Raw genomic sequence first — 24,336 nt, 5'->3', positions numbered from 1 at the left:
CCGGACAGAGCAAGTCAGCCGGACAGCGCGCGGCAACCAGGCTGCTCACGCCAGCTCGTCCGGGTCGACCCCGAGCAGGTTCGCCACCTGCTCGATGATCACGTCGTGCACCAGGTCGGCGAGGTCCTCGCGGTCCATCGCCCGGAACTCCAACGGCCGGCGGTAGAGCACGATCCGGGGCGGCACCTCCTGCCGGCCCGGGCGGCCGGGCAGGAGCCGGGCGAGCGGCACCTCGCCGTCCTCCAGCACGTCGGAGTCGTACACGTTCAGGTCGGGCGGGACGTCCTCGACCGCGAACTCGACCCCGGCCAACTCCTTGGCGAAGCGGCGCTCCAACGTCTCGACCGTGTCCAGGACCAGGTCGTCGAAGACCTCGGCCTTCGTCCGGGCCAGCGGCACGGTGGCCGGCACCAGCCGTCCGCGCAGGCCGCGGCCGTGCCGGTCGCGGTGCGCCCGCCGGCCGGAGCCGGGGCGGCGGTGTTCCGGGCTCGTCATGAGGCAAAGGGTAGCCCCCGCGCCGGCCTGGCCTGCGGCAGCGCCGCCGGTCGGGCGCGCCGGAGCCGGGACGGCCCGCCGGGTACCGCAACTGTGATCACCATGACGGGCGTGTCGCAACGCGAAGCGGTGCGCCGGACCCGGTAATGGAGATACCCTGCCGCCGTGAGGTCACCACGGCGCTGCTCCCGTAACGGCTGCCCCCGGCAAGCGGTCGCCACATTGACCTATGTCTACAACGAGTCGACCGCCGTGGTGGGCCCCCTGGCCGCCTTCGCCGAGCCCCACACGTACGACCTCTGCGAGCCGCACGCCCGCAGCCTGACCGCTCCCCGGGGCTGGGACGTGGTGCGTCACGAGGGCGAGTTCGAGCCGCCGCCGCCCACCACCGACGACCTGGTCGCCCTGGCCGAGGCGGTCCGTGAGGCGGCCCGGCCGACCCCCCGCCCGCCGGAGGACGACCGCCAGGACCCGCAGGCCCACTCGACGGGCCGTCGCGGCCACCTGCGGGTCATCCCCCCGAACGTCTGACCGGCTCCGGTTCAGCCGAGCGGCACCTGCACGGCGACGTCGTGCTTCGGGTAGTAGCTCGCCACCTGGTCCGCGCCGTACTTGTCGCGGAACATCGCCACCACGTGGTCGACCTGGTCCGGTTCGGTGATCGGTGTGGCCGGCGCGCTCACCGAGGTCCCGTTCGCCGCCACCTGCACCATCGGTGTCTGCCGGACGTTCTTGTACCAGTGGCTGTCCGAGCCGGTCACCGGCACGAGGAACATGCTCTGCTCCTCCTGGACGAACCACACCGGCCGGCTGATCTGCCGCCCGCTCCTGCGCCCCGTCACCGTCAGCTCGATCTCCTGCTGGCCGTCGAACGCGGCCATGACCGCCTCCGTGCTCATGCTGGCCTCCCTCCGGGTGCTCCTGCCTGTCAGGCTAGGGAGCCGGACGCCGTGGGGGTGCCGGTTCCGGAAAGGGGCTGCGGCGGTCCCGGCCCAGGTTCAGTGGCCGAGGAAGCGGCCGAAGACCGCCGCGCGGCGGGAGGGTCGCCCGCTGCGGGCCTCCGCCGCGTCCGCCGAGAGCATGACCCGCAGGCCGGCGTTCACCGCGAGCCAGCGCAGCGGCTCCGGCTCCCAGCGCGGGGACCGGTGCCCCACCCAGGGCAGCGCGGTCAGGTCACTCGCCACGCCCCGGATCAGGTCGGCCAGCGTACGACCGGCGAGGTTCGTGGTCGAGACGCCGTCGCCGACGTACCCGCCCGCCCAGGCGAGCCCGGTCGTCCGGTCCAGCCCCACCGAGGCGGTCCAGTCCCGGGCCACCCCGAGCGGCCCGCCCCACCGGTGGGTCAGCGGCACGTCCGGGCCGAGCACCGGGAAGAGCTCGCCGAGCGTACGACGCAGCGCGTCGAAGACCGCCGGCTCGCGGTCGTAGCCGGGCCGGACCCGGGACCCGAAGTGGTAGGGGGCGCCCCGGCCGCCGAAGGCCAGCCGACCGTCCGCCGTGCGCTGCCCGTAGATGATCACGTGCCGGTGGTCGGAGAACGTCTCCCGGTCGGCCAGCCCGATCCGCGCCCAGGTCTGCGCGGGCAGCGGCTCGGTGGCCACCATCAGCGAGTAGACCGGCACCACGGCACGCCGCAGGCCCGGCAGCGCCGCCGTCCAGCCCTCGGTGGCCCGCACCACCACGGGCGCGCGGACCACCCCCACCGGGGTGACGGCGGCGCCCGGCCGGATCTCGCGTACCGGGGTGCGTTCGTGGATGGTCACGCCGAGCCGCTCGACCGTCCGGGCCAGCCCCCGCACCAGCTTCGCCGGGTGCACGGCCGCGCAGTGCGGTGTGTACGTCCCGCCGCGTACGCCCTCGGCGCCGCACCGGGCCGCGGCCTCGCCGGCGTCGAGCAGCGCGAGGTCGTCGGGGCCGAAGCCGAAGGCCCGCGCCTCCTCGACCGCGGCGCGGGCGCGACCGAGCTGGGCGTCGGTGCGGGCGAGCACGACCGTCCCGCCCGACGCCCAGTCGCAGTCGATGCCCTCGGCCGCGACGACCCGGCCGACCTCGCGCACGGTCTCCCGCATCGCCCGCTGCATGGCGACCGCCGCGTCCCGGCCGTGCCGGCGGGCCAGGCCGGTCAGCGAGGTGGGGAAGAGCGCGGAGCACCAGCCGCCGTTGCGGCCGGACGCCCCGTACCCCGCGATCTCCCGCTCCAGCACGACGATGCGCAGGGTGGGGTCGGCGGACGCCAGGTAGTAGGCCGTCCACAGCCCGGTGTAGCCGGCGCCCACGATCACCACGTCCGCGTCGGTCTCCCCGGGCAGCGCCGGGCGCGGCGTCAGCGGCTCGTCCACCGTGGACAGCCAGTACGACAGCTCCTGGTAGGACACGGCGGTCAGAGACGCTGCCACGCCTCGGTCAGCACGGCCCGGAGGATCTGCTCGATCTCGTCGAACTGCTGCTGGTCGGCGATCAGCGGCGGGGCGAGCTGCACCACCGGGTCGCCGCGGTCGTCGGCGCGGCAGTAGAGCCCGGCCTGGAACAGCGCGGTGGAGAGGAAGCCGCGCAACAGGCGCTCCGACTCGGCCTCGTCGAACGTCGCCCGGGTGGTCTTGTCCTTCACCAGCTCGATGCCGTAGAAGTAGCCGTCGCCCCGGACGTCCCCGACGATCGGCAGGTCGGTGAGCTTCTCCAGGGTGGCGCGGAACGCCGCCTCGTTGGCGCGGACGTGCCCGACCAGGTCCTCCCGAGCGAAGACCTCCAGGTTGGCCAGGGCCACCGCGCAGGACACCGGGTGGCCGCCGAACGTCACCCCGTGGGCGAACATGCCGGTCTCGGTGAGGAAGGGCTCCATCAGCCGGTCGCTGGCGATCATCGCCCCGAGCGGGGCGTAGCCGGACGTGATGCCCTTCGCGGTGGTGATGATGTCGGGCTGGTAGCCGTAGCGGACGGCACCGAAGTACTCGCCGAGCCGACCCCAGGAGCAGATCACCTCGTCGGAGACGAGCAGCACGTCGTACGCGTCGCAGATCTCGCGGACCCGCTCGAAGTAGCCGGGCGGCGGCGGGAAGCAGCCGCCGGAGTTCTGCACCGGCTCCAGGAAGACCGCGGCGACGGTGTCCGGCCCTTCGCGCTCGATCGCGCGCCCGATCTCGTCGGCGGCCCACCGGCCGAACGCCTCGGGCGAGTCGCCGTGCTCCGGCGCCCGGTAGAAGTTGGTGTTCGGCACCTTGATGCCGCCGGGCACCAGCGGCTCGAAGTCGCTCTTGATGCCGGGCAGGCCGGTGATGGACAGGGCGCCCATCGAGGTGCCGTGGTAGGCGATGTAGCGGCTGACCACCTTGTGCTTGGTGGGCCGCCCGGTGCGCTTGAAGTAGGCGCGGGCGAGCTTCCAGGCCGCCTCGACCGCCTCCGAGCCGCCGGTGGTGAAGAAGACCCGGTTGAGGTCACCCGGGGTGAGCGTGGAGATCTTCTCGGCCAGCTCGACGGCCTTGGGGTGGGCGTACGACCAGAGCGGGAAGTAGGCCAGCTCGGCCGCCTGCTTGGCGGCGGCGTCGGCGAGCTCGGTGCGCCCGTGGCCGGCGTTGACGACGAACAGGCCGGCCAGCCCGTCCAGGTAGCGGCGGCCCTGCGAGTCCCAGACGTACGCGCCCTCGCCGCGCACGATGGTCGGCACCTCGCCGGCGGAGTAGCTCGCCATCCGGGTGAAGTGCATCCAGAGGTGGTCGGTGGCGTTGGCCATGTCAGCCCCATCGGTCTCGGGCCGGTCAGGGGTGACACCGGCCGCTCTGCCCACGGTTATCCCACAGGCGATGCCGATAAGGCAAGTGAACAAGCCTAAACGCGACGGATTCAGCGCCGCATTAATGTCCCGTCGACGGAATCCGCATCACGCGGTGCCCCAGGTGTAGGTCTGCTTGCGGAGCTTGAGGTAGACGAACGCCTCGGTGGAGAGCACGCCCTCGACGGCCCGCAGTCGTTGCAGGATCTCCAGCAGGTGGTCGTCGTTGCGGCAGACCACCTCGGTGAGCAGGTCGAACGAGCCGGCCGTGATCACCACGTAGTCGACCTCCTCCAGCTCGGCCAGGCGGTCGGCCACCGCCTCGAGGTCGCCGTCGGTGCGCAGGCCGATCATCGCCTGCCGCGGGAAGCCGAGCTGGAGCGGGTCGGTGACGGCGACGATCTGCATGACGCCGGCGTCGAGGAGTCGCTGCACCCGCTGCCGCACGGCCGCCTCGGAGAGCCCGACGGCCTTGCCGATGGTCGCGTACGGGCGGCGGCCGTCCTCCTGGAGCTGCTCGATGATCTGCTTGGCCACGTCGTCGAGCAGAGCGTGACTGGCACCGTCACGCACGGCGATCCGCCGTCCGCCGTTGCCGTTCTCCTGCTGCCGGTTGGTCATCGACCGCTCCCCATGTCCGTTCCCGCGCGGTTAGCCTAGTGCCTCGCGCAGTCTGGCGTATTTCGTCGTCTAGAGCTAATCCCGCAACGGAATCCCTTGTAAGGAGGGTCACCCCATGTCAGGATCAGTCCTCCATCGCACTCGACCCTCCCGCCGGCTGCGTCACCCCCGTCCCCGCCGCCGACGATGACCCCTTAAGGAGTCGTCACATGCGTAGTCCCCTCCGGCCCCTCTCCCGGCGTGGTCTGCTCACCGGCACCCTCGGCTCGGCCGCGCTGCTCGCCGCCGGCGGCTCGCTGGCCGGCTGCGGCACCAAGGGCGCACAGCAGACCGAGGCCGGCTGCGTGAGCGAGGACCTCTCCGGCACCGAGAAGAAGCTCGCCTTCTCCAACTGGCCGCAGTACATGGACGTGGACGACAAGGACGAGTCGAAGCGGCCGACGCTCGACGAGTTCATCGCCAAGTCCGGCATCGAGGTCACGTACACCGAGGACGTCAACGACAACAACGAGTTCTTCGGCAAGGTGCAGAACCAGCTCGCCGGCTGTCAGTCCACCGGGCGGGACATCATGGTGCTCACCGACTGGATGGCCGCCCGCATGATCCGGCTCGGCTGGATCCAGAAGCTCGACAAGTCCAAGATCCCGAACGTCGAGGCCAACCTGCTGCCGTCGCTGAAGGGCCGCTCCTTCGACAAGGACAACCAGTTCGCCGTCCCGTGGCAGTCGGGCCTGGCCGGCCTCGCCTACAACGGCAAGGTCACCAAGGAGCTGCGTACGGTCGACGAGCTGCTCACCCGCCCCGACCTCAAGGGCAAGGTGACCGCGCTGTCCGAGATGCGCGACACGATGGGGCTGCTGCTCCAGTCCAACGGCCACGACCCGGCCAACTTCACGGCCGCGCAGTTCGACGACGCGCTCAACAAGCTCAAGAAGGCCGTCGACTCCGGACAGATCCGCAAGTTCACCGGCAACGACTACGCTCCCGACCTGGCCAAGGGCGACATCGCCGCGTGCGTCGGCTGGTCCGGCGACGTCATCCAGCTCGGCTTCGAGGACGAGTCGGTCAAGTTCGTGGTGCCGGAGTCCGGGGTGATGCTCTGGTCGGACAACATGCTGGTCCCCAACAAGGCCACCCACAAGGGCAACGCCGAGCAGCTCGCCAACTACTACTACGAGCCGGCGGTGGCCGCGCGGCTGGCCGCGTACGTGAACTACATCTGCCCCGTCCAGGGTGCCCAGGCCGAGATGGAGAAGATCGATCCCGAGCTGGCCGCCAACCCGCTGATCTTCCCCGACGAGGCGATGCTGTCGAAGTCCAAGGTGTTCATGGCCCTGGACGAGAAGCAGGAGCGCGAGTACGAAGGCAAGTTCCAGCAGGTCATCGGGGCCTGACGACGGATTGGGCGGACGACAGTGGGACGCGAGACACCGGCCGGCGACCTGCGCCTGGCCAACCTCACGAAGCGGTTCGGCATCTTCACCGCGGTGGACGACCTCAGCCTGACCATCCCGCAGGGCTCCTTCTTCGCCCTGCTCGGCGCGTCCGGCTGCGGCAAGACCACGACGCTGCGCATGATCGCCGGCCTGGAGGAGCCGACCAGCGGGCAGGTGCTGCTCGGTGACCGGGACATCGCCCGGCTGCGGCCGTACAAGCGGCCGGTCAACACGGTGTTCCAGAGCTACGCCCTGTTCCCGCACCTGGACATCGCCGAGAACGTCGCCTTCGGGTTGCGTCGGCGCGGCATCCGCAAGGTCGACGACCAGGTCGAGCGGATGCTCGCCCTGGTGCAGCTCGACGGCTACGGCCGGCGCCGCCCGGCCCAGCTCTCCGGCGGCCAGCAGCAGCGGGTCGCGCTGGCCCGCGCGCTCATCAACCACCCGCAGGTGCTGCTGCTGGACGAGCCGCTCGGCGCGCTCGACCTGAAGCTGCGCCGGCAGATGCAGATCGAGCTGAAGCGCATCCAGACCGAGGTCGGCATCACCTTCGTGCACGTCACCCACGACCAGGAGGAGGCCATGACGATGGCCGACACGGTCGCGGTGATGAACGCCGGCCGGATCGAGCAGTTGGGCGCCCCGGCCGACCTCTACGAGTACCCGGCCACCGCCTTCGTGGCGAACTTCCTCGGCCAGTCCAACCTGCTCGCCGGCGACGCCGCCGGGCCCACGGGCGACGACGTGCCGGTCACCGCGCACGGCACCCGCTACTCGGTGCCCGCCGACCGGGCACGCGTCGACCGGGGGCCCGTCCACCTGGGCGTACGCCCGGAGAAGCTGCACCTGGTCGGCTCCGCCGACCAGATCCCCGCCGGCCACCAGCACGTCGCCGGGGTGGTCACCGACGCCTCGTACGTGGGGGTCAGCACCCAGTACCTGCTGCGCACCGCCTGGGGCAGTGAGGTCTCCGTCTTCTCCGCCAACAGCGGCGCGACCGAGCGGCTGCCGGTCGGCGCCGAGGCGCTGGCGTACTGGGATCCGCGGCACGCGTTCCTGCTGCCCCGGGAGCCGGGCGAGGCGGACCGAACCACGCCGGTGGTCGACGAGCCGGTGGGTCTCCCGTCGTGAGCGCCCTCGCGCACGTGCCGACCGGGCAGTCGGCGGCGAACCCGCCGCCACCCGCCCGACGCGGACGGTACCGGTTCCTGCCGTACCTGCTGCTGCTCCCGGGTGCGGCCTGGCTGTTCGTCTTCTTCGCCCTGCCGCTGCTGCAACTCGCCGCCGCCAGCCTCTACGACCCCAGCGGCTCCCTCTCCACCGGCTACGCGCTGACCTGGGCGTTCGGCAACTACCCGGACGCGCTGTCGGCGTACTGGCCGCAGTTCACCCGGTCGTTCCTCTACGCCGGCCTGGCCCTGGTGCTCGCCCTGCTGATGGGCTACCCACTGGCGTACGCGATCGCGCAGAAGGCCGGACGGTGGAAGAACCTGCTGCTGGTGTGCGTGGTCGCGCCGATGTTCACCAGCTTCCTGGTGCGTACGTTGGCCTGGAAGACGATCCTGTCCGACAACGGTTGGCTCGTCGGTCTGCTGCGCGACGTCCACCTGCTCGGGCCGGACGGCCGCCTGCTCGCCACCCCGTTCGCGGTGGTGCTCGGCCTCACGTACAACTTCCTGCCGTTCCTGGTGCTGCCGCTGTACGCGAGCCTGGAGCGGCTCGACCGCCGGCTGCTGGAGGCCGCGAGCGACCTGTACGCGAGCCCGGTCCACGCGTTCCGGCGAGTGACGCTGCCGCTGTCCATGCCCGGTCTCGTCGCCGGCACGCTGCTCTTCTTCATCCCGGCCAGCGGTGACTACATCAACGCGGAACTGCTCGGCACGCCCAACGAATACATGATCGGCAACGTCATCGACTCGGCGTTCCTGGTCCGGCTCGACTACCCGCAGGGCGCGGCCCTGTCGTTCCTGCTGATGGCGGCGATCCTCGCGGTCGTCTTCGTCTACCTGCGCCGCGCCGGTACGGAGGAGGTGTTGTGATGCACCGCGTCTCCCGGTGGCTCGCCGACCGGTGGGTCATGCTCGTGGCGCTGCTGGTACTCGGCTACCTGTCGCTGCCGATCCTGGTGGTGGCCGGCCTGTCGTTCAACCGGCCGTCGAGCCGCCTCTCGTACGACTTCCACGAGTTCACCCTCGACAACTGGCGCAACCCGTGCGCCACCTCCGACATGTGCGACGCGGTGGTCCGAAGTGTCCAGATCGGCTTCATCGCCACGGTCGTCGCCACCGTCCTCGGGACGCTCATGGCGTTCGCCCTGGTGCGGCACCGGTTCCGCGGCCGGTCCGGCATCAACGTGCTGATCTTCCTCCCGATGGCGACGCCGGAACTGGTGATGGGCACGTCGCTGCTGGCGCTCTTCGTCGCCGCCGGGGTGCCGCAGGGCTTCTGGACCATCGTCATCGCGCACGTGATGTTCTGCGTCTCGTTCGTGGTGGTGACGGTGAAGGCGCGGCTCGCCGGCATGGATTCGCGGCTGGAGGAGGCCGCGATGGACCTCTACGCCAACGAGTGGCAGACGTTCCGGCGGATCACCCTGCCGTTGGTGCTGCCCGGCATCGTGGCCGCCGCGCTGCTCTCCTTCTCGCTGAGCTTCGACGACTTCATCATCACGAACTTCAACGCGGGCACCACCGTCACGTTCCCGATGTACGTGTGGGGCGCCGCCCAGCGGGGCATCCCGCCGCAGGTCAACGTCATCGGCACCGCGATGTTCGCGATCGCGCTGCTGCTGGTGCTGGCCAGCACGCTGCCCGGCCGGCGACGCCAACGCGCCGCCCTGCGGGTCGGTCCCGCGACGGGCGGCAGCGGATCAGGTCCGGCGGGCAAGGCGGGGGCCGTCCGGTGAGCGGCGCGGCGGCCCGTCCGGTGTGCGGCGGCGTGGCGGCGGCCCGTCCGGTGTGCGGCGGCGCGGTGGCGCGGCGCGCGTCATGATCGGCGCGTATACCGGCCGGGCGCTGGCCGACGCGGCGCCCGTGCCGTACTGGCTGGACCGCCCGGAGCGCCCCGACCCGCTCCCGCCGCTGCACGGCCGGCACACCGCCGACCTGCTCGTGATCGGCGGCGGCTACAGCGGGCTGTGGGCCGCGCTGCTGGCCAAGCGGGACGACCCGGGCCGGGACGTGCTGCTGGTCGAGGCGGGCACCTGCGGCTGGGCGGCGTCCGGACGCAACGGCGGCTTCTGCGCCGCGTCGCTCACCCACGGCCTCGCCAACGGCGTCGACCGGTTCCCCGACGAGATCGGCGAGCTGGAACGGCTCGGCCGGCAGAACCTGGACGGGATCGCCGCGACCCTCGACGAACACGGCATCGACTGCGACTTCGAGCGCACCGGCGAGCTGGCCGTCGCCGTCGAGCCGTACCAGCTCGCCGGGCTCGCCGCCGACGCCGACCTGGCCCGCCGGCACGGCCACGACGTGCGGCTGCTCGACCGCGACGAGGTCCGCGCCGAGGTGGACTCGCCGACGTACCTCGGCGGGATGTGGGACCGCGACCGGGTGGCCCTGCTCGACCCGGCCAAGCTGGCCTGGGGACTGCGCCGGGCCTGCCTGGACCTCGGCGTGCGGATCGCCGAGCACACGCGGGTGACCGGGCTGCGCCGCGACGGCGGCGCGCTCCGGGCGGCCACCACCGGCGGCCGGGAGGCGGCCCCCGGCAGCGTACGGGCCGGGCGGGTGGTGCTCGCCACGAACGCGTTCCCGCCGCTGCTGCGCCGGCTGCGGGCCTGGCTGGTGCCGGTGTACGACTACGCGCTCACCACCGAGCCGCTGACCGCCGCCCAGCGTGCCGCGATCGGCTGGACCAACCGCCAGGGGCTCGCCGACACCGGAAACCAGTTCCACTACTACCGGATCACCGCCGACGGCCGGATCCTCTTCGGCGGGTACGACGCGGTCTACCACTACGGCAACCGGATGGCCCCGGCGCTGGAGCAGCGGCCGGCGACCTTCGCCACCCTCGCCGACCACTTCTTCACCACGTTCCCGCAGCTGGACGGGGTGCGGTTCAGTCACCGCTGGGGCGGGGTGATCGACACCTGCACCCGCTTCTGCCCGTTCTTCGGCACCGCCTACGAGGGCCGACTCGCGTACGCGGCGGGCTACACCGGCCTCGGTGTCGGGGCCACCCGGTTCGGCGCGCGGGTGATGCTCGACCTGCTGGCCGGCGAGGACACCCCGTTGACCCGACTCGCGCTCGTGCGCGGCACACCCCTGCCGTTCCCGCCGGAACCGGTCCGCGCGGTCGGCATCAACCTCACCCGCTGGTCGCTCGCCCGTGCCGACGCGCACGAGGGGCGGCGCAACCTCTGGCTCCGTACGCTCGACCGTCTTGGTTTGGGGTTCGATTCCTGATGCGTATCCTGCTCGTCGGCGCCGGTGGCGTCGGCTCCGCCGCCGTATCGATCGCCGCCCGCCGCTCCTTCTTCGACACCATGGTGGTCGCCGACCACGATCCCGGCCGGGCGGGCCGTGCGATCGCCGGCCACGACGCCCGGTTCGTCGCCGCCCGGGTCGACGCCTCGTCGGCCGGCGAGGTCGCCGCGCTCTGCCGGGAACACCGGATCACCCACGTGCTGAACGCGGTCGACCCGCGCTTCGTGCTGCCGATCTTCGAGGGGGCGTACGCGGCCGGAGCGGACTACCTCGACATGGCGATGTCGCTGTCCCGACCGCACCCACGCAACCCCTACTCGGAGACCGGCGTGAAGCTCGGCGACGCGCAGTTCGCCGCCGCCGAACAGTGGCGCGAAGCCGGAAGGCTCGCCCTCTGCGGCATCGGCGTCGAACCGGGCCTCTCCGACATCTTCGCCCGGTACGCCGCCGACGAACTGTTCACCGAGATCGACGAGATCGGCATCCGCGACGGCGCCAACCTGACGGTCGACGGCCACGACTTCGCGCCGTCGTTCTCCATCTGGACGACCATCGAGGAGTGCCTCAACCCGCCGGTGGTGTGGGAGGCGGACCGTGGCTGGTACACGACGCCGCCGTTCTCCGAGCCGGAGGTCTTCGAGTTCCCGGAGGGGATCGGCCCGGTCGAGTGCGTCAACGTCGAACACGAGGAGGTGCTGCTCATCCCGCGTTGGGTGGGCGCCCGTCGGGTCACCTTCAAGTACGGCCTCGGCGACGAGTTCATCGGCGTCCTCAAGACCCTGCACAAACTCGGCCTGGACTCGACCGCGCCGGTGCGCGTCGGCGGCGTCCAGGTCACCCCGCGTGACGTGGTCGCCGCCTGCCTGCCCGACCCCGCCACCCTCGGCCCGGCCATGCGCGGCAAGACCTGCGCCGGCACGTACGTCACCGGCACCGGCCCCGACGGCCACCCCCGCCGCGTCTACCTCTACCACGTCGTCGACAACGAGTGGTCCATGACGGAGTACGGTCACCAGGCCGTCGTCTGGCAGACCGCGGTCAACCCGATCGTGGCCCTGGAACTGCTCGCGAACGGCGCGTGGACCGGCACCGGCGTGCTCGGCCCGGAGGCGCTACCACCCCGGCCGTTCCTCGACCTGCTCACCGCCTATGGCTCGCCGTGGGGGATGGAGGAGCGATGAGCCGCTACGGAGCCATGTACGGGCCGGACCTGACCTTTCTCGGCGTACCCGCCTGCGACCTCACCGACCCCACCACCCACGCCGACGCGGACGTGGTCATCGTCGGGGCGCCCTTCGACGGCGGCACCTCGCACCGGCCGGGCACCCGGTTCGGCCCGTCCGCCATCCGGCAGGCCTGCTACCTGCCGCACGACGGCTCCCGGCCCTCCCTCGCCCTCCGCGTCGACGGCCTGTCCGACCTTCGGGTGTACGACGCCGGCGACGTCGAGATGTTCTCCGGCGACATCGAACGGTCGCTGTCCGCGCTGGAAACCGCCGTGCACACGGTCGCCGCGTCCGGCGCGATCCCGGTCGTGCTCGGCGGCGACCACTCCATCGCCCTGCCGGACGCCACCGGGGTGGCCCGCCACCACGGGCTCGGCCGGGTGTCCCTGGTGCACTTCGACGCCCACGCCGACACCGGGGACGTCGAGTTCGGCAGCCTGCACGGCCACGGGCAACCCATGCGGCGGCTCATCGAGTCCGGCGCCGTCCGCGGCGACCGCTTCCTCCAGATCGGACTCCGCGGCTACTGGCCCGGGCCCGACGTGCTGACGTGGATGGCCGAGCAGCGGATGCGGTCGTACGAGATGACCGAACTGGTCGCCCGCGGCCTCGACGACTGCCTGACCGAGGCGTTCCGGATCGCCGTCGACGAGTGCGAGGGAGTCTTCCTCTCCGTCGACGTCGACGTGGTCGACCCGGGCATGGCCCCCGGCACCGGAACCCCCGAACCGGGCGGGCTCACCTCCCGGCAACTGCTCGACGCGGTCCGACGCTGCTGCTACGAGCTGCCCGTCGTCGGGGTGGACGTGGTCGAGGTCGCCCCGCCGTACGACCACGCGGACATCACCGCGTACCTCGGCAACCGGGTGGTGCTGGAGGCCCTGTCGGCGATCGCCCGCCGCCGCCGCGAGGCCGCCGGCGGCGATCCCTGGGATCCGCGACAGCCGCTGCTCGACGGCCGCTGAGGTCGCCGCGGCGGCGGGGCCGTTCCGGCCGGGGCCGTCGAGCGGTGGTGCGGGTTCGGGTCCGGCCGGGTCCGTGGGGCGGTGGTGGCCGGCGCGGGCGGCCATAATCGGCGAATGGCTGCGACTCCCGTCGATCCCCGCCGACCTGACCCGCGCGGCACCATCCTGGTAACCCTGGCCTGGTACGCGACCGCGATCGTGGCCTTCGCGGCCGGGTCGGCGCTGTTCTCCGGCGCCGTGGCGGAAGGCTGCGGCGAGGAGTGCACCTCGGATCGGGACCGGTGGCTTCTCTTCGGCCTCTACACCCTGACTCCGGCGCTGTTCGCGGCGCTGCTGGTCAGCCTCCTACTGCTCTGGCTCACCGTGCGGCGGGGCCGCCCCCGGTCCGCGGCGGCGGCCGGCACCCTGTCCGCCCTGCCCGTGCTCCTGCTGATCACCACCCTCACCACCCTGGTCCTGCGCTAACCACCGTTGCGCCGCGATCGGCCGCGATCTTCTCCGCGATCTTGCAGTTTCGGCCCCGACTTTTCGGGCCTATCGGGCGCGCCAGGGGCCGAAACTGCAAGATCGCCGGCGGGAGAGAGGGGGCGCGGGGTGACGGGGGGGGTATAGCAGGGGTGGGGTTGAGGTGGGGGATATCCACAGGGGGTGTGGTTGTCCACAGGGGGGCGGTGTGGGGCCGGCGTGAGGAAGGTTGATTCGACACAGTCCGTCGTGTGGTGACTCGGTTATGGCGCGTGGAGGACCTACTTCGGAGCTTGACCGTGAAGAGAATCCGAACTCAGGTCAGCAAGGACGAGTTGCGTCGGGTGCGGCGGGGCGTGTATTCCGCCGGCCGTTGTGACGACGAGGACGAACTGCGCGCGTTGCTGCTGTGCCTACCCGAGGGGGCCGCGCTGACCCGGGAAAGCGCGGCGCGTCGGCACGGCTTCGGAGTGCTGCGCGAGGACCAGGTGCATGTTCAGCTGCCGCCGACCGTGTCACGGCCCCGGCTACCAGGACTGGTCGTGCACCACTCGGCCGTGCCCGTGCGCCCGGTGCTCGTCGGAGGGCTTCCGTGCGTACCCGCCGCCCGCTGCGCGGTCGACCTCGCCCGCACCGCGCGGCGGATCGATGCCCTGCCGGTTCTCGACGCGGCGCTGCGCTCAGCGGCCGTAACTCAGGAAGAGTTGCTGGCCGAGCTGCCCGCGCATCGGGCTCTGCGGGGCGTCCGGCAGGCGCGCGAGCTGATTCCGCTCGCGGACGGCCGGGCCGAGTGTCGTCAGGAGAGCCAGCTCCGCCTGGTGCTGATCGACGGCCGCCTGCCGGTGCCCGAACCGCAGGTCTGGGTGTACGACGAGTACGGCTTCGGTCGATACCGACTCGACCTGGGGTATCGGGAGCGGAGGATCGGCATCGAGTACGACGGGTTGTCCCATCTGGATCCGGAGCGCCTCCGGCACGATCGCGAACGGATGAACTGGCTCGACGCGCAGGGCTGGCGGATGCGCTACTTCACCGCCCAGGACCTCTACCGCCGCCCCCAGCACATAGTCACCACAATCCGCAAAGCCCTCTCCTAACCCCACCCCCACCCCCACTCCCACCCCACCCCCCACCCCCACCCCCGTCGATCTTGCACTTTCTGCCCTTGCTATCGGGACATTCCTCCCGCCACGAGGGCGCAAAGTGCAAGATCGACGAGGGTGGAGGGCGGGGGGCGGGGTTAGGCTAGGTGGGAGCGGATCAGGAAGCGTTGGCCTTCGGGGGCTTCCAGGGAGAAGCCACTGCCTCGGCCGGGGACCACGTCGACCGTGAGCCTCGTGTGTTTCCAGAGCTCCCACTGGCTCTTGGACATCCAGAACTCCACCGGCTCGGGTACGCCGTCGATCCGCAGCGACGCGAGCAGCACGTCCGAGCCGCCGGTGCGGAACTCGCCCGCCGGGTAGCACATCGGGGCGCTGCCGTCGCAGCAGCCGCCGGACTGGTGGAACATCAGCGGCCCGTGTTGTCGCCGCAGTGACCGCAGCAGTTCGGCCGCCGCCGGTGTCACCGTGACCGGGTCCGACACGGGCGGCAGCGCGATCGGCGCCGCCACCCGGGGCAGCGGGACGGGTGACGCCGCGGCGCCCGGGGAACCGGGAGCCGCGGCGCTCTCACCAGAGCGATCCATCAGAAGAAGCCGAGCTTCTTGGGCGAGTAGCTGACCAGCAGGTTCTTGGTCTGCTGGTAGTGCTCCAGCATCATCTTGTGGTTCTCCCGCCCGATGCCGGACTGCTTGTAACCGCCGAACGCGGCGTGCGCCGGGTAGGCGTGGTAGCAGTTGGTCCAGACCCGCCCGGCCTGGATGGACCGCCCGGCCCGGTACGCGGTGTTCATGTCCCGGGTCCAGACGCCGGCGCCGAGGCCGTAGAGGGTGTCGTTGGCGATCTTCACGGCGTCGTCGAGGTCGGCGAAGGATGTCACCGAGACGACCGGCCCGAAGATCTCCTCCTGGAAGATCCGCATCGAGTTGTCGCCCTCGAAGATGGTTGGTTCAACGTAGTATCCGCCCGACAAGTCGCCACCCAGGTCCGCACGCGATCCCCCGGTCAGCACCTTCGCGCCCTCCTGCCGCCCGATGTCCAGGTAGGACAGGATCTTTTCCAACTGGTCGTTGGAGGCCTGCGCCCCGATCATCGTGTCGGTGTCCAGCGGGTGGCCCTGCTTGACCGCCTGGGTGCGGGCGACCGCCGCCGCGAGGAAGTCGCTGTAGTGGCCCTGTTGGATCAGCGCCCGGGACGGGCAGGTGCAGACCTCGCCCTGGTTGAGGGCGAACATCGTGAAGCCTTCGAGCGCCTTGTCGTAGAAGTCGTCGGAGCGCGCGCTGACGTCGTCGAAGAAGATGTTGGGACTCTTGCCGCCCAGCTCCAGCGTGACGGGCTTGATGTTCTCACTGGCGTACTGCATGATCAGCCGCCCGGTGGTGGTCTCGCCGGTGAACGCGACCTTGGCGACCCGGGACGAGGACGCGAGGGGTTTGCCCGCCTCGACGCCGAACCCGTTGACCACGTTGACCACGCCGGGCGGCAGCAGGTCGGCCACCAGCGAGAGCCAGTGGTGGATCGACGCGGGGGTCTGCTCGGCGGGCTTGAGCACCACCGCGTTGCCGGCGGCGAGCGCCGGTGCCAGTTTCCAGGTGGCCATGAGCAGCGGGAAGTTCCACGGGATGATCTGACCGACCACGCCGAGCGGCTCGTGGAAGTGGTACGCGACGGTGTCGTCGTCCAGCTCGCCGAGGGAGCCCTCCTGGGCTCGGATCGCCCCGGCGAAGTAGCGGAAGTGGTCGATGGCGAGCGGGATGTCGGCCGCGAGGGTCTCGCGTACCGGCTTGCCGTTCTCCCAGGTCTCCGCGATCGCCAGGGACTCCAGGTTCTCCTCCATCCGGTCGGCGATCCGGTTGAGGATCAGCGACCGTTCGGCGACCGGGGTCCGGCCCCACGCGTCGGCCGCGCCGTGCGCGGCGTCGAGGGCCTTCTCGACGTCCTCGGCGGTGCCGCGGGCGATCTCGCAGAAGGTCTGTCCCGTCACCGGGGTGGGGTTCTCGAAGTACCGGCCGCCGTGCGGCTTGACGTACTCGCCGCCGATGAAGTGGTCGTAGCGGCTCTGCCAGTGGGTGGGCGCGTCGTAGCGCGTCATGGTCACCTCCGCCGTCGAGGTTGGGGGACGGCGGCGACGTTAGTTTCCGGGACGTTGCAGCCACGTTGCGCGCGGCAGGCCGTACTCCTGAGCGAGTTGGTGGGCGCGGGCCACCGCGAGGGGCCGGCGTGGCGCGCCCGGCGGCAACGCCCGCGCCAGGGCCTGCCAGGCGGCCAGGTCGTCGGCGCCGGCGGCCGTCGCGGTCCAGGTGGCGAGCAGCGCCGGGTCGCCGCCGGCCAGCACGGCCGCACGGAGCTGGCCGTCGATGAGGCGGCGCAGTCGCGTCACTCCCGGCGCGTCGGAGGCCGGCAGCAGCGGTCCGGCGTACGCCCCGAGCGCGCCCGCCGGGTCGCCCCGGTCGAGCAGGGCGGTGACGGTACGGAAGTCGGCGCGGACGGTCGCCCGCAGCCGGTACGGGCGGGAGTCGAGCAGCTCCGGGCCGAGCACCCGGCGCAGGCGGGACAGTTCGGCGCGGAGAGTGACGGGGTGCAGCCGGTCGTCGCCGTAGAGGTCCAGGCCGAGCTGCTCGCCGGTGCGCCCCTCGGGATGCTCGACGAGCAGGACCAGCAGTTCGCTGTGCCGGCGGCCGAGCCGGATCCGCCGCCCGTCGACGCGCAGCTCCGCCTCGTCGCGGCCGAGCGCGGAGACGGTGGCCACGCCCGGTTCGGCGGGCCGGTCGGCGGCGAGTTGGGCTTCGGCGGCGCGGGCGGTGGCGCGTACGAGGGCGAGGCTGTGTGGGTTGGCCAGGTGGTCGCCGCCGGTGATGTCGACCGCGCCGAGCAGCCGGCCGGTGGCCGGGTCGTGGATCGGCGCGGCGGCGCAGGTCCACCGCTGCACGGGCCGGCTGAAGTGCTCGGTGGCGAAGATCTGCACGCTGTGGTCGACGGCGAGGGCGGTGCCCGGGGCGTTGGTGCCGGCGTGCGCCTCGTCCCAGCGGGCACCGGGCACGAAGTTCATCCGCTCGGCGTGCCGGAGCACCCCGGGGTGCCCCTCCACCCAGAGCAGCCGCCCGTACGCGTCGCACACCGCCATGAGGTGCGCGCCGTCCTGGGCGATGCCGCCGAGCAGGTCGCGGAAGAGCGGCAGCACCCGGCCCAGGGGGTGGGCGGCCCGGTAGCTCTCCAGGGCGTCGTCGGTCAGGTCGACGGGCGGGGTGGCCTCGGGGGAGAGCAGCGCGCCAGCCGAGCGGCGCCACGAGTTGGCGACGACGTCGCGCAGCCTCCGGTCGGTGCGCCGGGCCGCCTCGGTGCCGCCGGTGAGGAACGCCTCGTGAGCGGCGCCGACCTGCGCGATCCGCTCCGCCGGATCGACGCCGAATTCCAGGGCGAGCCACGGGTCGGCCATGGGCGACCTCCTCCGGCCCATCGTGACGCAGGTCACCCTAGATCGCCAAGGGTGGAGCGGGCTCCGCGCTGTGCGGCCTTGGCCGTGACGCGCGTCACGTCCGATAGCTGGCGCATCTTGGGGCGATTTGTCCGCCCGGTCGCCGCGTGGAAGATGGCTCGGGCAGGTGCTTACAGAACCCTTAACTGCGACTTGAAACCGTGAGCGGGACAACGAGGGACCAGGGGGAGCGGAGAGCGTGCGGGTGCTGGTGGCGGACGACGAGCGTTTGCTGGCGGACATGGTCGCCGAGGGGCTGCGTCGCTTCTCGATGGCGGTCGACGTCTGCTACGACGGCGACGGGGCGCTCGAACGGATCGGCGTGAACCGGTACGACGTGGCCGTGCTCGACCGGGACATGCCCGGTCACACCGGCGACGAGGTGTGCCGGAGCCTCGCCGGCTCCGGTGCCGGTACCCGGGTCCTGATGCTCACCGCGGCGGCCGGCATCCGGGACCGGGTCGAGGGGCTCGGCCTGGGCGCCGACGACTACCTGACCAAACCGTTCGCGTTCGCCGAGTTGGTCGCCCGCGTACAGGCCCTCGGGCGGCGGTCGGCGCCGGCGGTACCGCCGGTGCTGGAGCGGAACGGGCTCGCGCTGGACGTGGCCCGGCACGTGGTGACCCGGGACGGGCGGCCGGTCAACCTGAGCCCCAAGGAGTTCGCCGTGCTGCACGTGCTGATGCGGGCGGAGGGCCGGGTGGTGAGCGCGGAGGAGCTGCTGGAACAGGCGTGGGACGAGTTCGCCGACCCGTTCACCAACGCCGTCCGGGTCACCGTGATGACCCTGCGCAAGAAGATCGGCCAGCCGGCCGTCATCCACACCGTGCCGCGGGCCGGCTACCGGATCGGCGGCCCGGAGTGACGCCGCGCCGCCGTGTCCTGCTCGTCGGGGTGCTCGCCCTGCTCGTCGGGTGCTCGATGAGCGGCATGGAGAAGTACGTCCTCGGCGTGCTGTGGGCGCCGGGTTACCAGCTCTGCTCCCTGCCGGTGCCCGGGGCACGCCTGGTGTGCGAACCGGCACGCCAGCTCGACGCGTTGCTGCCGCTGGCGGCCATGCTCGTCCTCCTCGCCCTCGCGGTGGTCGCGATCTGGGGCGCCGCCCTGTGGTGCCTGCGGCCGGTACGGGATCTCGCCGGACCGATCGCGCACGTCGGGCCGCAGAACCTCGGGCACCGGATCCGGCCGCGCGGCCGCGACGAGCTGGCCGGGCTGGCCCGGGCGATCGACGAGATGATGGAACGTGTCGCGGCTGGCTACGAGGGACAGCGGCGGTTCGCCGCGAACGCCTCGCACGAGCTGCGTACGCCGCTCGCGGTCCAGCGGACGCTCATCGAGGTCGGTATGTCCCGGACGCTCAACGGTGACCAGTTGGAGCTGGTGACCGCCCAGCTGCTGGAGACCAACGAACGCAACGAGCGCCTCATCGAAGGGCTGCTCACGCTCAGCGAGAGCGACCAGGGGCTCCGGTCGAGCACACCGCAGCGGCTCGACGAGATCGCGTACGGGGTGCTGGTCGCGTACCAGGAGCGGGCCACGGCGGCCGGCGTGAAGGTGGAGACCCACCTGAGCCCGAGGGTCGTCCCGGGCGAGCGGGTGCTGTTGGAGCGCCTCGTGACCAACCTGGTGGAGAACGCGATCAAGTACAACTGCCCCGGCGGCACGCTCACCGTGGTGGTCGGCGACTCCCCGGCGCTGACCGTGGTCAACACCGGCCAGGTGGTGCCGGCCGAGGCGGTCGCCGGTCTCTTCGAGCCGTTCCGGCGCCTCGCCCGGGACCGGACGAACCACGGTGGCGGAGCCGGGCTCGGCCTGGCCATCGCGCGCTCGATCACCCAGGCGCACGGCGGCGTGATCATCGCCCGTCCCGCCGAGTACGGCGGCCTGCGGGTCGACGTCCAGCTACCCGTCCGACGCTGAGCCGACCCGGCCGGCAGAGAACCCACATCCAGAGCGGCGGGCCCGCGTACGCGGCACCCCGACCTTCGGCGTGCCCGAAATGCGACGTCCCGCACCGCGTCCCACCACGAAGGAGAAGTCATGTCCCGCACCGACACGACGCCCCGCGCGCCGGCCCCGCCGGACCGGGCCCGCGTCGAGGAGGCCGCCTGGTGGCTGTCGGACCGGGTGGTCCGCACGCCGGTGCTGAACTCGCCGGCGATCGACCGGCTGGCCGGCGTCCGCGTCCTGCTCAAGGCGGAGAACCTCCAGACCGGCGGGTCCTACAAGATGCGCGGGGCGATGCTGGCGGTGGGCCGGCTCGCCGCCGCCGGGCACACCGGGGTGGTCGCGCAGAGCACCGGCAACCACGCGGTCGCGGTGGCGTTGGCCGCCGCGCGGCACGGGTTGCGCGCCACGGTCGTGCTGCCCGTCGACGCGGCGTCGACGAAGGTCGCCCGGGCGCGGGCGGCGGGGGCGCGGGTCGTCCTCGCCGGGACCACCCTCGACGAGCGGCTCGCGACCGCCCGCCAGATGGGCGACGCCGAGGGTCTGCCGCTCATCGACGCGTACGACCACCCGGACGTGGTGGCCGGGCAGGGCACCGCGAGCCTGGAGCTGATCGAGGAGGCGGAGCGTCTCGGCACCCCGCTGGACGCGCTGGTGGTGCCGGTCGGCGGTGGCGGTGGCGTGGCGGGCGCCTGCCTGGCGGCGGACGGCCGACCCGTCGACGTGTACGGCGTCGAGCCGGTGGGCTGCGACTCCCTGGCCCGCAGCCTGGTGGCCGGTCGGCCGACGCCGGTCGCCCCGGCGCCCACGATCGCCGACGGGCTGCGCCCCACCTGCGTCGGTGAGCTGCCGTTCGCCGTCCTGCGGGACACCGTCCGCGGGGTGGTCCGGGTCGACGACGACCAGATCGCCGAGGCGTTCCGGCTGCTCCTGCTGGACCTGAAGGTGCTCACCGAGCCGTCCGGCGCCGCCGGGCTGGCCGGTGCGCTGTGCCTGGTGGGTGAACCAGGTGCCGACGTGGTGGGGCGGCCCGGCGCCGGCGCGGTCGGGCGGTCGGGCCGGCGCCGGGCGGACTACCGGACGGTCGGCGTGGTGCTGACCGGCGGAAACGTGGAAGCGGACCTGGTCGCCCGGCTGGCGACCCGGCAGTGGGAAGGGGTGGCAGCCTAATGACTGAGTCAAGCCGTGAGAGCGTGAGTGAGTCGGTAGGGCTGTCGGGTGCGCAGGATGGCGTGCAGGACGTTGATGCGTCGGCGGGCCAGGGCGATGAGGGCTTGGTGGTGTCGTTTGCCTTCGGCGCGTTTGCGGTCGTAGAAGGCGCGGCTGGCCGGGTCGCGTTGCAGGGCGCAGAACGCCGATTGGTAGAAGACCCGTTTGAGGGTTTTGTCGCCGCTGGTAGCGCGGCGCAGGTAGTGGACCTTGCCGGATTGCTGCAGGACTGGTGCGAGGCCGGCGGCGCTGGCGAGTTGGTCGCCGGTGGGGAATCGGGTGATGCCGCCTGCCACGGCGAGGAATTCGGCGGTGAGGGTGGCCCCCATCCCGGGCAGGGACTGGATGAGGGCCGCGTCAGGGTGGCGGTCGAGAGCGTCGTGGATGCGCTTGTCCAGGTCGGCGAGTTTGTCCCGGCAGGCGAGTACCTCGCGGGCGAGGTCGCGGACGATGTCCGCGGCGACGGCTTCGCCGGGCACGGTGACGTGTTGGGCGCCGGCGGCGGTCAGTGCCTTGTCGACCAGGGCGTCGATCACGGTGCTGTGGTGCCGGCCGGTGGTGCGCAGGTACTCGCTGATGCGGCGTCGGCCGGCTCGGCGGATCTCGGTCGGCGTGACGTAGCGGGCCAGCAGGGCCGTGTCGACTTTGTGGGTGGGGTCGACGACGCGCTCCAGACCGGGATGGATCGAGGCGAGCAGATCCCGCAGCCGGCCGATGCGGCGGGTCTGGTCGACCACCAGTTCCCGGCGGCGGCCCACCAGCAGCCGCAGCTCGCTGCCGGCTTCGGTGGCCGGTTCGACGGGACGCAGTTCGTCTGCGCGCAGCCGGATCTGATCGGCGATGACCTTGGCATCGCGCGGATCCGACTTGTGCTCACCCCCGCGGGTGGCACGGCGAGCCCGGTTGACCGCAAGACCGGAGACATGCACCAGGCGCAGGCCAGCGTCGACCAGCATGACCTGCAGCAGGCCGGCGATGCCACCGAGCACGTCGATGGCGACCGTGGCCGGCCCATACTCGGCCTGCACGGCTCGGATGTCGTCGATGAGCACCTGGATCGCCGACGGATCGTTGTCGACTTTCCGGCTGGCCAGGACCCGCCCCGTCTCGCTGTGCACGAGCGCAGCCCAGTGGAACTCCTTGGCCACGTCCACACCAACCGCGACCGCCATCTGACTCCCTTCTCCCGTCGTGGACACGCGCACGCTCTTGCCGCCGTCAACGCCCTACACAGCGATCAATCGCAAAGCCCAATCAGCAGTCAGCAAGAGCAGACGAGACAGGCGGCGATGCCACCCTCGCCATGGTCGGCAGCCAGCATGAAAGCCATACCTGCCTCGCCCGCGTCAGCCCGTACGAATACCACCGTCGGGCTCGCAATGAAAGGTAGGGCGGCATGAGCGCGCCGGTTCGGATCGGAATCCTGTTCGGCGGCCCGTCGGCGGAGCACGAGGTCTCCTGCGCGTCCGCGCTGGGCGTGGCTCGGGCTCTGGCGGGCGGTGACTACCGCACGGTGGCCATCGGGGTCACCCGGACCGGAGGGTTCCGGCTCGTGCCCGATGCGGTCCTCGGCGACCTGCTGGCGGGCACCGGGGCGGAGCGGGCGATCGACGACCGGTTGACGGTGACCGGGCCGGCCGTGGAGCTGCGGGCGGGACCCCGGCCCGGGACGGCCGTGGTGACCGCCGTCGACGCGCCGGGCGCGGTCCACGCCGAGCTGGACGTGGTGTTCCCGGTGCTGCACGGCCCGTTCGGTGAGGACGGTGTGGTGCAGGGCGTGCTGGAGTCGCTGGGCGTGCCGTACGTGGGGTGCGGCATCCTCGCCTCCGCGGTGGGCATGGACAAGGTGGCGATGAAGCGGGCGCTGCGCGCCGAGGAGGTGCCGATCACCCCGCACGTGTCGTTCGACGCGGAGACCTACCGGGCCGCCGACGACCCGGAGAAGCTGGTGGTGGGGCTGCGCCGGCCGCTGTTCGTCAAGCCGGCCCGGATGGGCTCGTCGATCGGGATCTCCCGCGTCGCCGACGGTGACGACCTGGCGGCGGCGATCGACGAGGCGCTCCGATACGACAGCGTCGTGGTGGTCGAGCAGGGCGTGACCGGCCGTGAGCTGGAGTGCGGCGTCCTCGGTGGCGCCCGTCCGGAGGCGTCGGCCGTCGGCGAGGTGCGCGTCACCGGCGGGTGGTTCGACTACCAGCAGAAGTACTTCGGCGACGCCGACCCGATGGTCGTACCGGCCGTGCTGCCCCAGGACGTGACCGAGCGGATCCGGGACCTGTCGGTACGCGCGTTCGCGGCGATCGGCGGTTGGGGGCTGGCCCGCGTCGACTTCCTGTACGAGGAAGCGACTGGCGACCTCTACGTCAACGAACTGAACACCATGCCGGGCTTCACCGCGCACTCCATGTACCCGAAGGTGTGGGCCGCCGCCGGCGTCGGCTACCGGGACATCGTGGACCGGCTCGTCACGCTGGCGTTCACCCGGCACGCCGCACGTCCCCGTCCCGCCGGCCCGGGGGCCACCCGGTGATCCTGCTCTCCGACCCCCGGGTCGCGGCGGTGCCCGCCACCGACGACGGCGACCCCCTCGTCGACCTGCGGGACGTGCCCGACCTGCGGCTCGACACGCGCGCCGCCGATCCCGCCGGGGCGTACGCCCGGGTGCGTCTCGGTGTCGCCGAGCGGTTGCTGGCCGCGCAGCGCGTGCTGCCCGACGGCCTGTGCCTGCTGGTCATCGAGGGCTACCGGCCGTACCAGGCGCAGCTGGAGATCTTCACCGGCTACCGGGAGGAGTTGCGCGAGCTGCACCCGGACTGGTCGGCCGAGCGGCTGCACCGGGAGACGACCAAGTTCGTGTCGCCGGTGGAGGTGGCCCCGCACAGCACCGGCGGGGCGGTGGACCTGACGCTCTGCACGGGCGACGGCCTGGAGCTGGACATGGGCACCGCCGTCGACGCCACCCCGGAGGCGAGCCGCAACGCCTGCTTCACGGCCGCGCCGTCGATCGGCGACACCGCCCGACGGCACCGCCGGATCCTGGTGTCGGTGCTGAGCGGCGCCGGTCTGGTGAATTACCCGACGGAGTGGTGGCACTGGTCCTACGGCGACCGGTACTGGGCGCTGATGACCGGTGCGCCACGCACCCGTTACGGTCCGTTGTGATCGCCCACCCCCACTGAACGTTGTGGCCCGCCCGTCCGT

General features: G+C 72.1%; 24 protein-coding genes. 15 read left to right on the top strand and 9 right to left on the bottom strand.

Annotated elements, in window-relative coordinates; translation table 11 throughout:
- Positions 1-45: 45 nt before the first annotated feature.
- A complete protein-coding gene (locus GA0070620_RS16775; protein ID WP_074316962.1) occupies positions 46-495 on the bottom strand; it encodes a metallopeptidase family protein in 450 nt (149 codons plus the stop codon).
- Between the two features lie 165 nt (positions 496-660).
- Between GA0070620_RS16775 and GA0070620_RS16770 the strand changes: the two genes are divergently transcribed.
- On the top strand, positions 661-1,026 hold the full coding sequence (locus GA0070620_RS16770; protein WP_091592008.1) for a DUF3499 domain-containing protein: 366 nt from the start codon (positions 661-663) through the stop codon (positions 1,024-1,026).
- Positions 1,027-1,037: 11 nt separating this feature from the next.
- On the opposite strand, the gene GA0070620_RS16765 is transcribed toward GA0070620_RS16770, so the two are convergent.
- The 4 genes from GA0070620_RS16765 to GA0070620_RS16750 all read right to left on the bottom strand — a co-directional run bounded on the left by GA0070620_RS16765 (position 1,038) and on the right by GA0070620_RS16750 (position 4,882).
- Positions 1,038-1,394: a nitroreductase/quinone reductase family protein gene (locus tag GA0070620_RS16765; RefSeq protein WP_231921824.1), complete on the bottom strand. Its 357-nt coding sequence runs from the start codon at positions 1,392-1,394 to the stop codon at positions 1,038-1,040.
- Between the two features lie 99 nt (positions 1,395-1,493).
- Positions 1,494-2,870 (bottom strand): NAD(P)/FAD-dependent oxidoreductase, encoded by a 1,377-nt coding sequence (locus GA0070620_RS16760; RefSeq protein WP_091598873.1) that lies wholly within the window; start codon positions 2,868-2,870, stop codon positions 1,494-1,496.
- A gap of 5 nt (positions 2,871-2,875) precedes the next feature.
- The gene (locus tag GA0070620_RS16755) at positions 2,876-4,222 is read right to left on the bottom strand and encodes an aspartate aminotransferase family protein (RefSeq protein WP_091592006.1); all 1,347 of its coding nucleotides are present in this window, start codon (positions 4,220-4,222) and stop codon (positions 2,876-2,878) included.
- A 147-nt stretch (positions 4,223-4,369) separates the two neighbouring features.
- A complete protein-coding gene (locus tag GA0070620_RS16750) occupies positions 4,370-4,882 on the bottom strand; it encodes an Lrp/AsnC family transcriptional regulator (protein WP_091592004.1) in 513 nt (170 codons plus the stop codon).
- Positions 4,883-5,091: 209 nt separating this feature from the next.
- Here GA0070620_RS16750 and GA0070620_RS16745 point away from each other — a divergent pair, with 209 nt between their 5' ends.
- From GA0070620_RS16745 to GA0070620_RS16705, 9 genes are all read left to right on the top strand, one after another.
- Positions 5,092-6,276 carry an ABC transporter substrate-binding protein gene (locus tag GA0070620_RS16745; RefSeq protein ID WP_091592002.1) on the top strand — a complete coding sequence of 395 codons (1,185 nt, stop codon included), beginning with the start codon at positions 5,092-5,094 and terminating at the stop codon, positions 6,274-6,276.
- Positions 6,277-6,297: 21 nt separating this feature from the next.
- On the top strand, positions 6,298-7,449 hold the full coding sequence (locus GA0070620_RS16740) for an ABC transporter ATP-binding protein (RefSeq protein WP_091592000.1): 1,152 nt from the start codon (positions 6,298-6,300) through the stop codon (positions 7,447-7,449).
- Positions 7,446-8,357: an ABC transporter permease gene (locus tag GA0070620_RS16735; protein WP_091591998.1), complete on the top strand. Its 912-nt coding sequence runs from the start codon at positions 7,446-7,448 to the stop codon at positions 8,355-8,357. Before GA0070620_RS16740 ends, GA0070620_RS16735 begins: the two co-directional genes overlap by 4 nt.
- On the top strand, positions 8,357-9,223 hold the full coding sequence (locus GA0070620_RS16730; protein ID WP_091598870.1) for an ABC transporter permease: 867 nt from the start codon (positions 8,357-8,359) through the stop codon (positions 9,221-9,223). The genes GA0070620_RS16735 and GA0070620_RS16730 overlap by 1 nt, the downstream gene beginning before the upstream one ends.
- Before the next feature lie 82 nt (positions 9,224-9,305).
- Positions 9,306-10,727 carry an NAD(P)/FAD-dependent oxidoreductase gene (locus GA0070620_RS16725; RefSeq protein WP_091598867.1) on the top strand — a complete coding sequence of 474 codons (1,422 nt, stop codon included), beginning with the start codon at positions 9,306-9,308 and terminating at the stop codon, positions 10,725-10,727.
- On the top strand, positions 10,727-11,929 hold the full coding sequence (locus GA0070620_RS16720; RefSeq protein ID WP_091591996.1) for a saccharopine dehydrogenase family protein: 1,203 nt from the start codon (positions 10,727-10,729) through the stop codon (positions 11,927-11,929). Before GA0070620_RS16725 ends, GA0070620_RS16720 begins: the two co-directional genes overlap by 1 nt.
- The gene (gene speB, locus GA0070620_RS16715; protein ID WP_091591994.1) at positions 11,926-12,939 is read left to right on the top strand and encodes an agmatinase; all 1,014 of its coding nucleotides are present in this window, start codon (positions 11,926-11,928) and stop codon (positions 12,937-12,939) included. The genes GA0070620_RS16720 and speB overlap by 4 nt, the downstream gene beginning before the upstream one ends.
- A gap of 114 nt (positions 12,940-13,053) precedes the next feature.
- A complete protein-coding gene (locus GA0070620_RS16710; protein WP_091591991.1) occupies positions 13,054-13,404 on the top strand; it encodes a hypothetical protein in 351 nt (116 codons plus the stop codon).
- 299 nt (positions 13,405-13,703) lie between these two features.
- Positions 13,704-14,501, top strand: coding sequence for a DUF559 domain-containing protein (locus GA0070620_RS16705; protein ID WP_231921823.1), 798 nt, complete (start codon positions 13,704-13,706; stop codon positions 14,499-14,501).
- 143 nt (positions 14,502-14,644) lie between these two features.
- Here the strand turns inward: GA0070620_RS16705 and GA0070620_RS16700 are convergent, their stop codons facing one another.
- The 3 genes from GA0070620_RS16700 to GA0070620_RS16690 form a co-directional block, all read right to left on the bottom strand.
- Positions 14,645-14,989 (bottom strand): DUF779 domain-containing protein, encoded by a 345-nt coding sequence (locus tag GA0070620_RS16700; protein ID WP_091598861.1) that lies wholly within the window; start codon positions 14,987-14,989, stop codon positions 14,645-14,647.
- 101 nt (positions 14,990-15,090) lie between these two features.
- The gene (gene adh / locus GA0070620_RS16695; RefSeq protein ID WP_091591989.1) at positions 15,091-16,596 is read right to left on the bottom strand and encodes an aldehyde dehydrogenase; all 1,506 of its coding nucleotides are present in this window, start codon (positions 16,594-16,596) and stop codon (positions 15,091-15,093) included.
- A 39-nt stretch (positions 16,597-16,635) separates the two neighbouring features.
- The gene (locus GA0070620_RS16690) at positions 16,636-17,940 is read right to left on the bottom strand and encodes a GAF domain-containing protein (protein ID WP_091591987.1); all 1,305 of its coding nucleotides are present in this window, start codon (positions 17,938-17,940) and stop codon (positions 16,636-16,638) included.
- 238 nt (positions 17,941-18,178) lie between these two features.
- Here GA0070620_RS16690 and GA0070620_RS16685 point away from each other — a divergent pair, with 238 nt between their 5' ends.
- The 3 genes from GA0070620_RS16685 (at position 18,179) to GA0070620_RS16675 (ending at position 21,096) form a co-directional block, all read left to right on the top strand.
- The gene (locus tag GA0070620_RS16685; RefSeq protein ID WP_091591984.1) at positions 18,179-18,844 is read left to right on the top strand and encodes a response regulator transcription factor; all 666 of its coding nucleotides are present in this window, start codon (positions 18,179-18,181) and stop codon (positions 18,842-18,844) included.
- Positions 18,841-19,899 carry a sensor histidine kinase gene (locus GA0070620_RS16680; RefSeq protein ID WP_091591982.1) on the top strand — a complete coding sequence of 353 codons (1,059 nt, stop codon included), beginning with the start codon at positions 18,841-18,843 and terminating at the stop codon, positions 19,897-19,899. Before GA0070620_RS16685 ends, GA0070620_RS16680 begins: the two co-directional genes overlap by 4 nt.
- Positions 19,900-20,019: 120 nt before the next feature.
- On the top strand, positions 20,020-21,096 hold the full coding sequence (locus GA0070620_RS16675) for a threonine ammonia-lyase (RefSeq protein ID WP_091591981.1): 1,077 nt from the start codon (positions 20,020-20,022) through the stop codon (positions 21,094-21,096).
- An 8-nt stretch (positions 21,097-21,104) separates the two neighbouring features.
- Here the strand turns inward: GA0070620_RS16675 and GA0070620_RS16670 are convergent, their stop codons facing one another.
- Entirely contained in the window at positions 21,105-22,307 is a 1,203-nt protein-coding gene (locus GA0070620_RS16670) for an IS110 family RNA-guided transposase (RefSeq protein WP_091587764.1), read from the bottom strand.
- Positions 22,308-22,531: 224 nt separating this feature from the next.
- Here GA0070620_RS16670 and GA0070620_RS16665 point away from each other — a divergent pair, with 224 nt between their 5' ends.
- A complete protein-coding gene (locus GA0070620_RS16665; RefSeq protein WP_091591978.1) occupies positions 22,532-23,665 on the top strand; it encodes a D-alanine--D-alanine ligase family protein in 1,134 nt (377 codons plus the stop codon).
- Positions 23,662-24,297: a M15 family metallopeptidase gene (locus GA0070620_RS16660; RefSeq protein WP_091591976.1), complete on the top strand. Its 636-nt coding sequence runs from the start codon at positions 23,662-23,664 to the stop codon at positions 24,295-24,297. Before GA0070620_RS16665 ends, GA0070620_RS16660 begins: the two co-directional genes overlap by 4 nt.
- The last annotated feature ends 39 nt before the right edge of the window (positions 24,298-24,336 follow it).

The sequence above is a fragment of the Micromonospora krabiensis genome (genome assembly GCF_900091425.1).
Taxonomy (GTDB): Bacteria; Actinomycetota; Actinomycetes; order Mycobacteriales; family Micromonosporaceae; genus Micromonospora; species Micromonospora krabiensis.
This window is presented reverse-complemented; position numbering and strand designations above follow the sequence as displayed.

Bases quoted from the DNA above. Each gene is read 5' to 3' on its own strand.
- GA0070620_RS16665 (WP_091591978.1), top strand. From the start codon at position 22,532: ATGAGCGCGCCGGTTCGGATCGGAATCCTGTTCGGCGGCCCGTCGGCG.
- GA0070620_RS16710 (WP_091591991.1), top strand. From the start codon at position 13,054: ATGGCTGCGACTCCCGTCGATCCCCGCCGACCTGACCCGCGCGGCACC.
- adh (WP_091591989.1), bottom strand. From the start codon at position 16,596: ATGACGCGCTACGACGCGCCCACCCACTGGCAGAGCCGCTACGACCAC.
- GA0070620_RS16755 (WP_091592006.1), bottom strand. From the start codon at position 4,222: ATGGCCAACGCCACCGACCACCTCTGGATGCACTTCACCCGGATGGCG.
- GA0070620_RS16730 (WP_091598870.1), top strand. From the start codon at position 8,357: ATGCACCGCGTCTCCCGGTGGCTCGCCGACCGGTGGGTCATGCTCGTG.
- GA0070620_RS16745 (WP_091592002.1), top strand. From the start codon at position 5,092: ATGCGTAGTCCCCTCCGGCCCCTCTCCCGGCGTGGTCTGCTCACCGGC.
- GA0070620_RS16690 (WP_091591987.1), bottom strand. From the start codon at position 17,940: ATGGCCGACCCGTGGCTCGCCCTGGAATTCGGCGTCGATCCGGCGGAG.
- speB (WP_091591994.1), top strand. From the start codon at position 11,926: ATGAGCCGCTACGGAGCCATGTACGGGCCGGACCTGACCTTTCTCGGC.
- GA0070620_RS16675 (WP_091591981.1), top strand. From the start codon at position 20,020: ATGTCCCGCACCGACACGACGCCCCGCGCGCCGGCCCCGCCGGACCGG.
- GA0070620_RS16765 (WP_231921824.1), bottom strand. From the start codon at position 1,394: ATGAGCACGGAGGCGGTCATGGCCGCGTTCGACGGCCAGCAGGAGATC.
- GA0070620_RS16750 (WP_091592004.1), bottom strand. From the start codon at position 4,882: ATGACCAACCGGCAGCAGGAGAACGGCAACGGCGGACGGCGGATCGCC.
- GA0070620_RS16775 (WP_074316962.1), bottom strand. From the start codon at position 495: ATGACGAGCCCGGAACACCGCCGCCCCGGCTCCGGCCGGCGGGCGCAC.
- GA0070620_RS16725 (WP_091598867.1), top strand. From the start codon at position 9,306: ATGATCGGCGCGTATACCGGCCGGGCGCTGGCCGACGCGGCGCCCGTG.
- GA0070620_RS16670 (WP_091587764.1), bottom strand. From the start codon at position 22,307: ATGGCGGTCGCGGTTGGTGTGGACGTGGCCAAGGAGTTCCACTGGGCT.
- GA0070620_RS16720 (WP_091591996.1), top strand. From the start codon at position 10,727: ATGCGTATCCTGCTCGTCGGCGCCGGTGGCGTCGGCTCCGCCGCCGTA.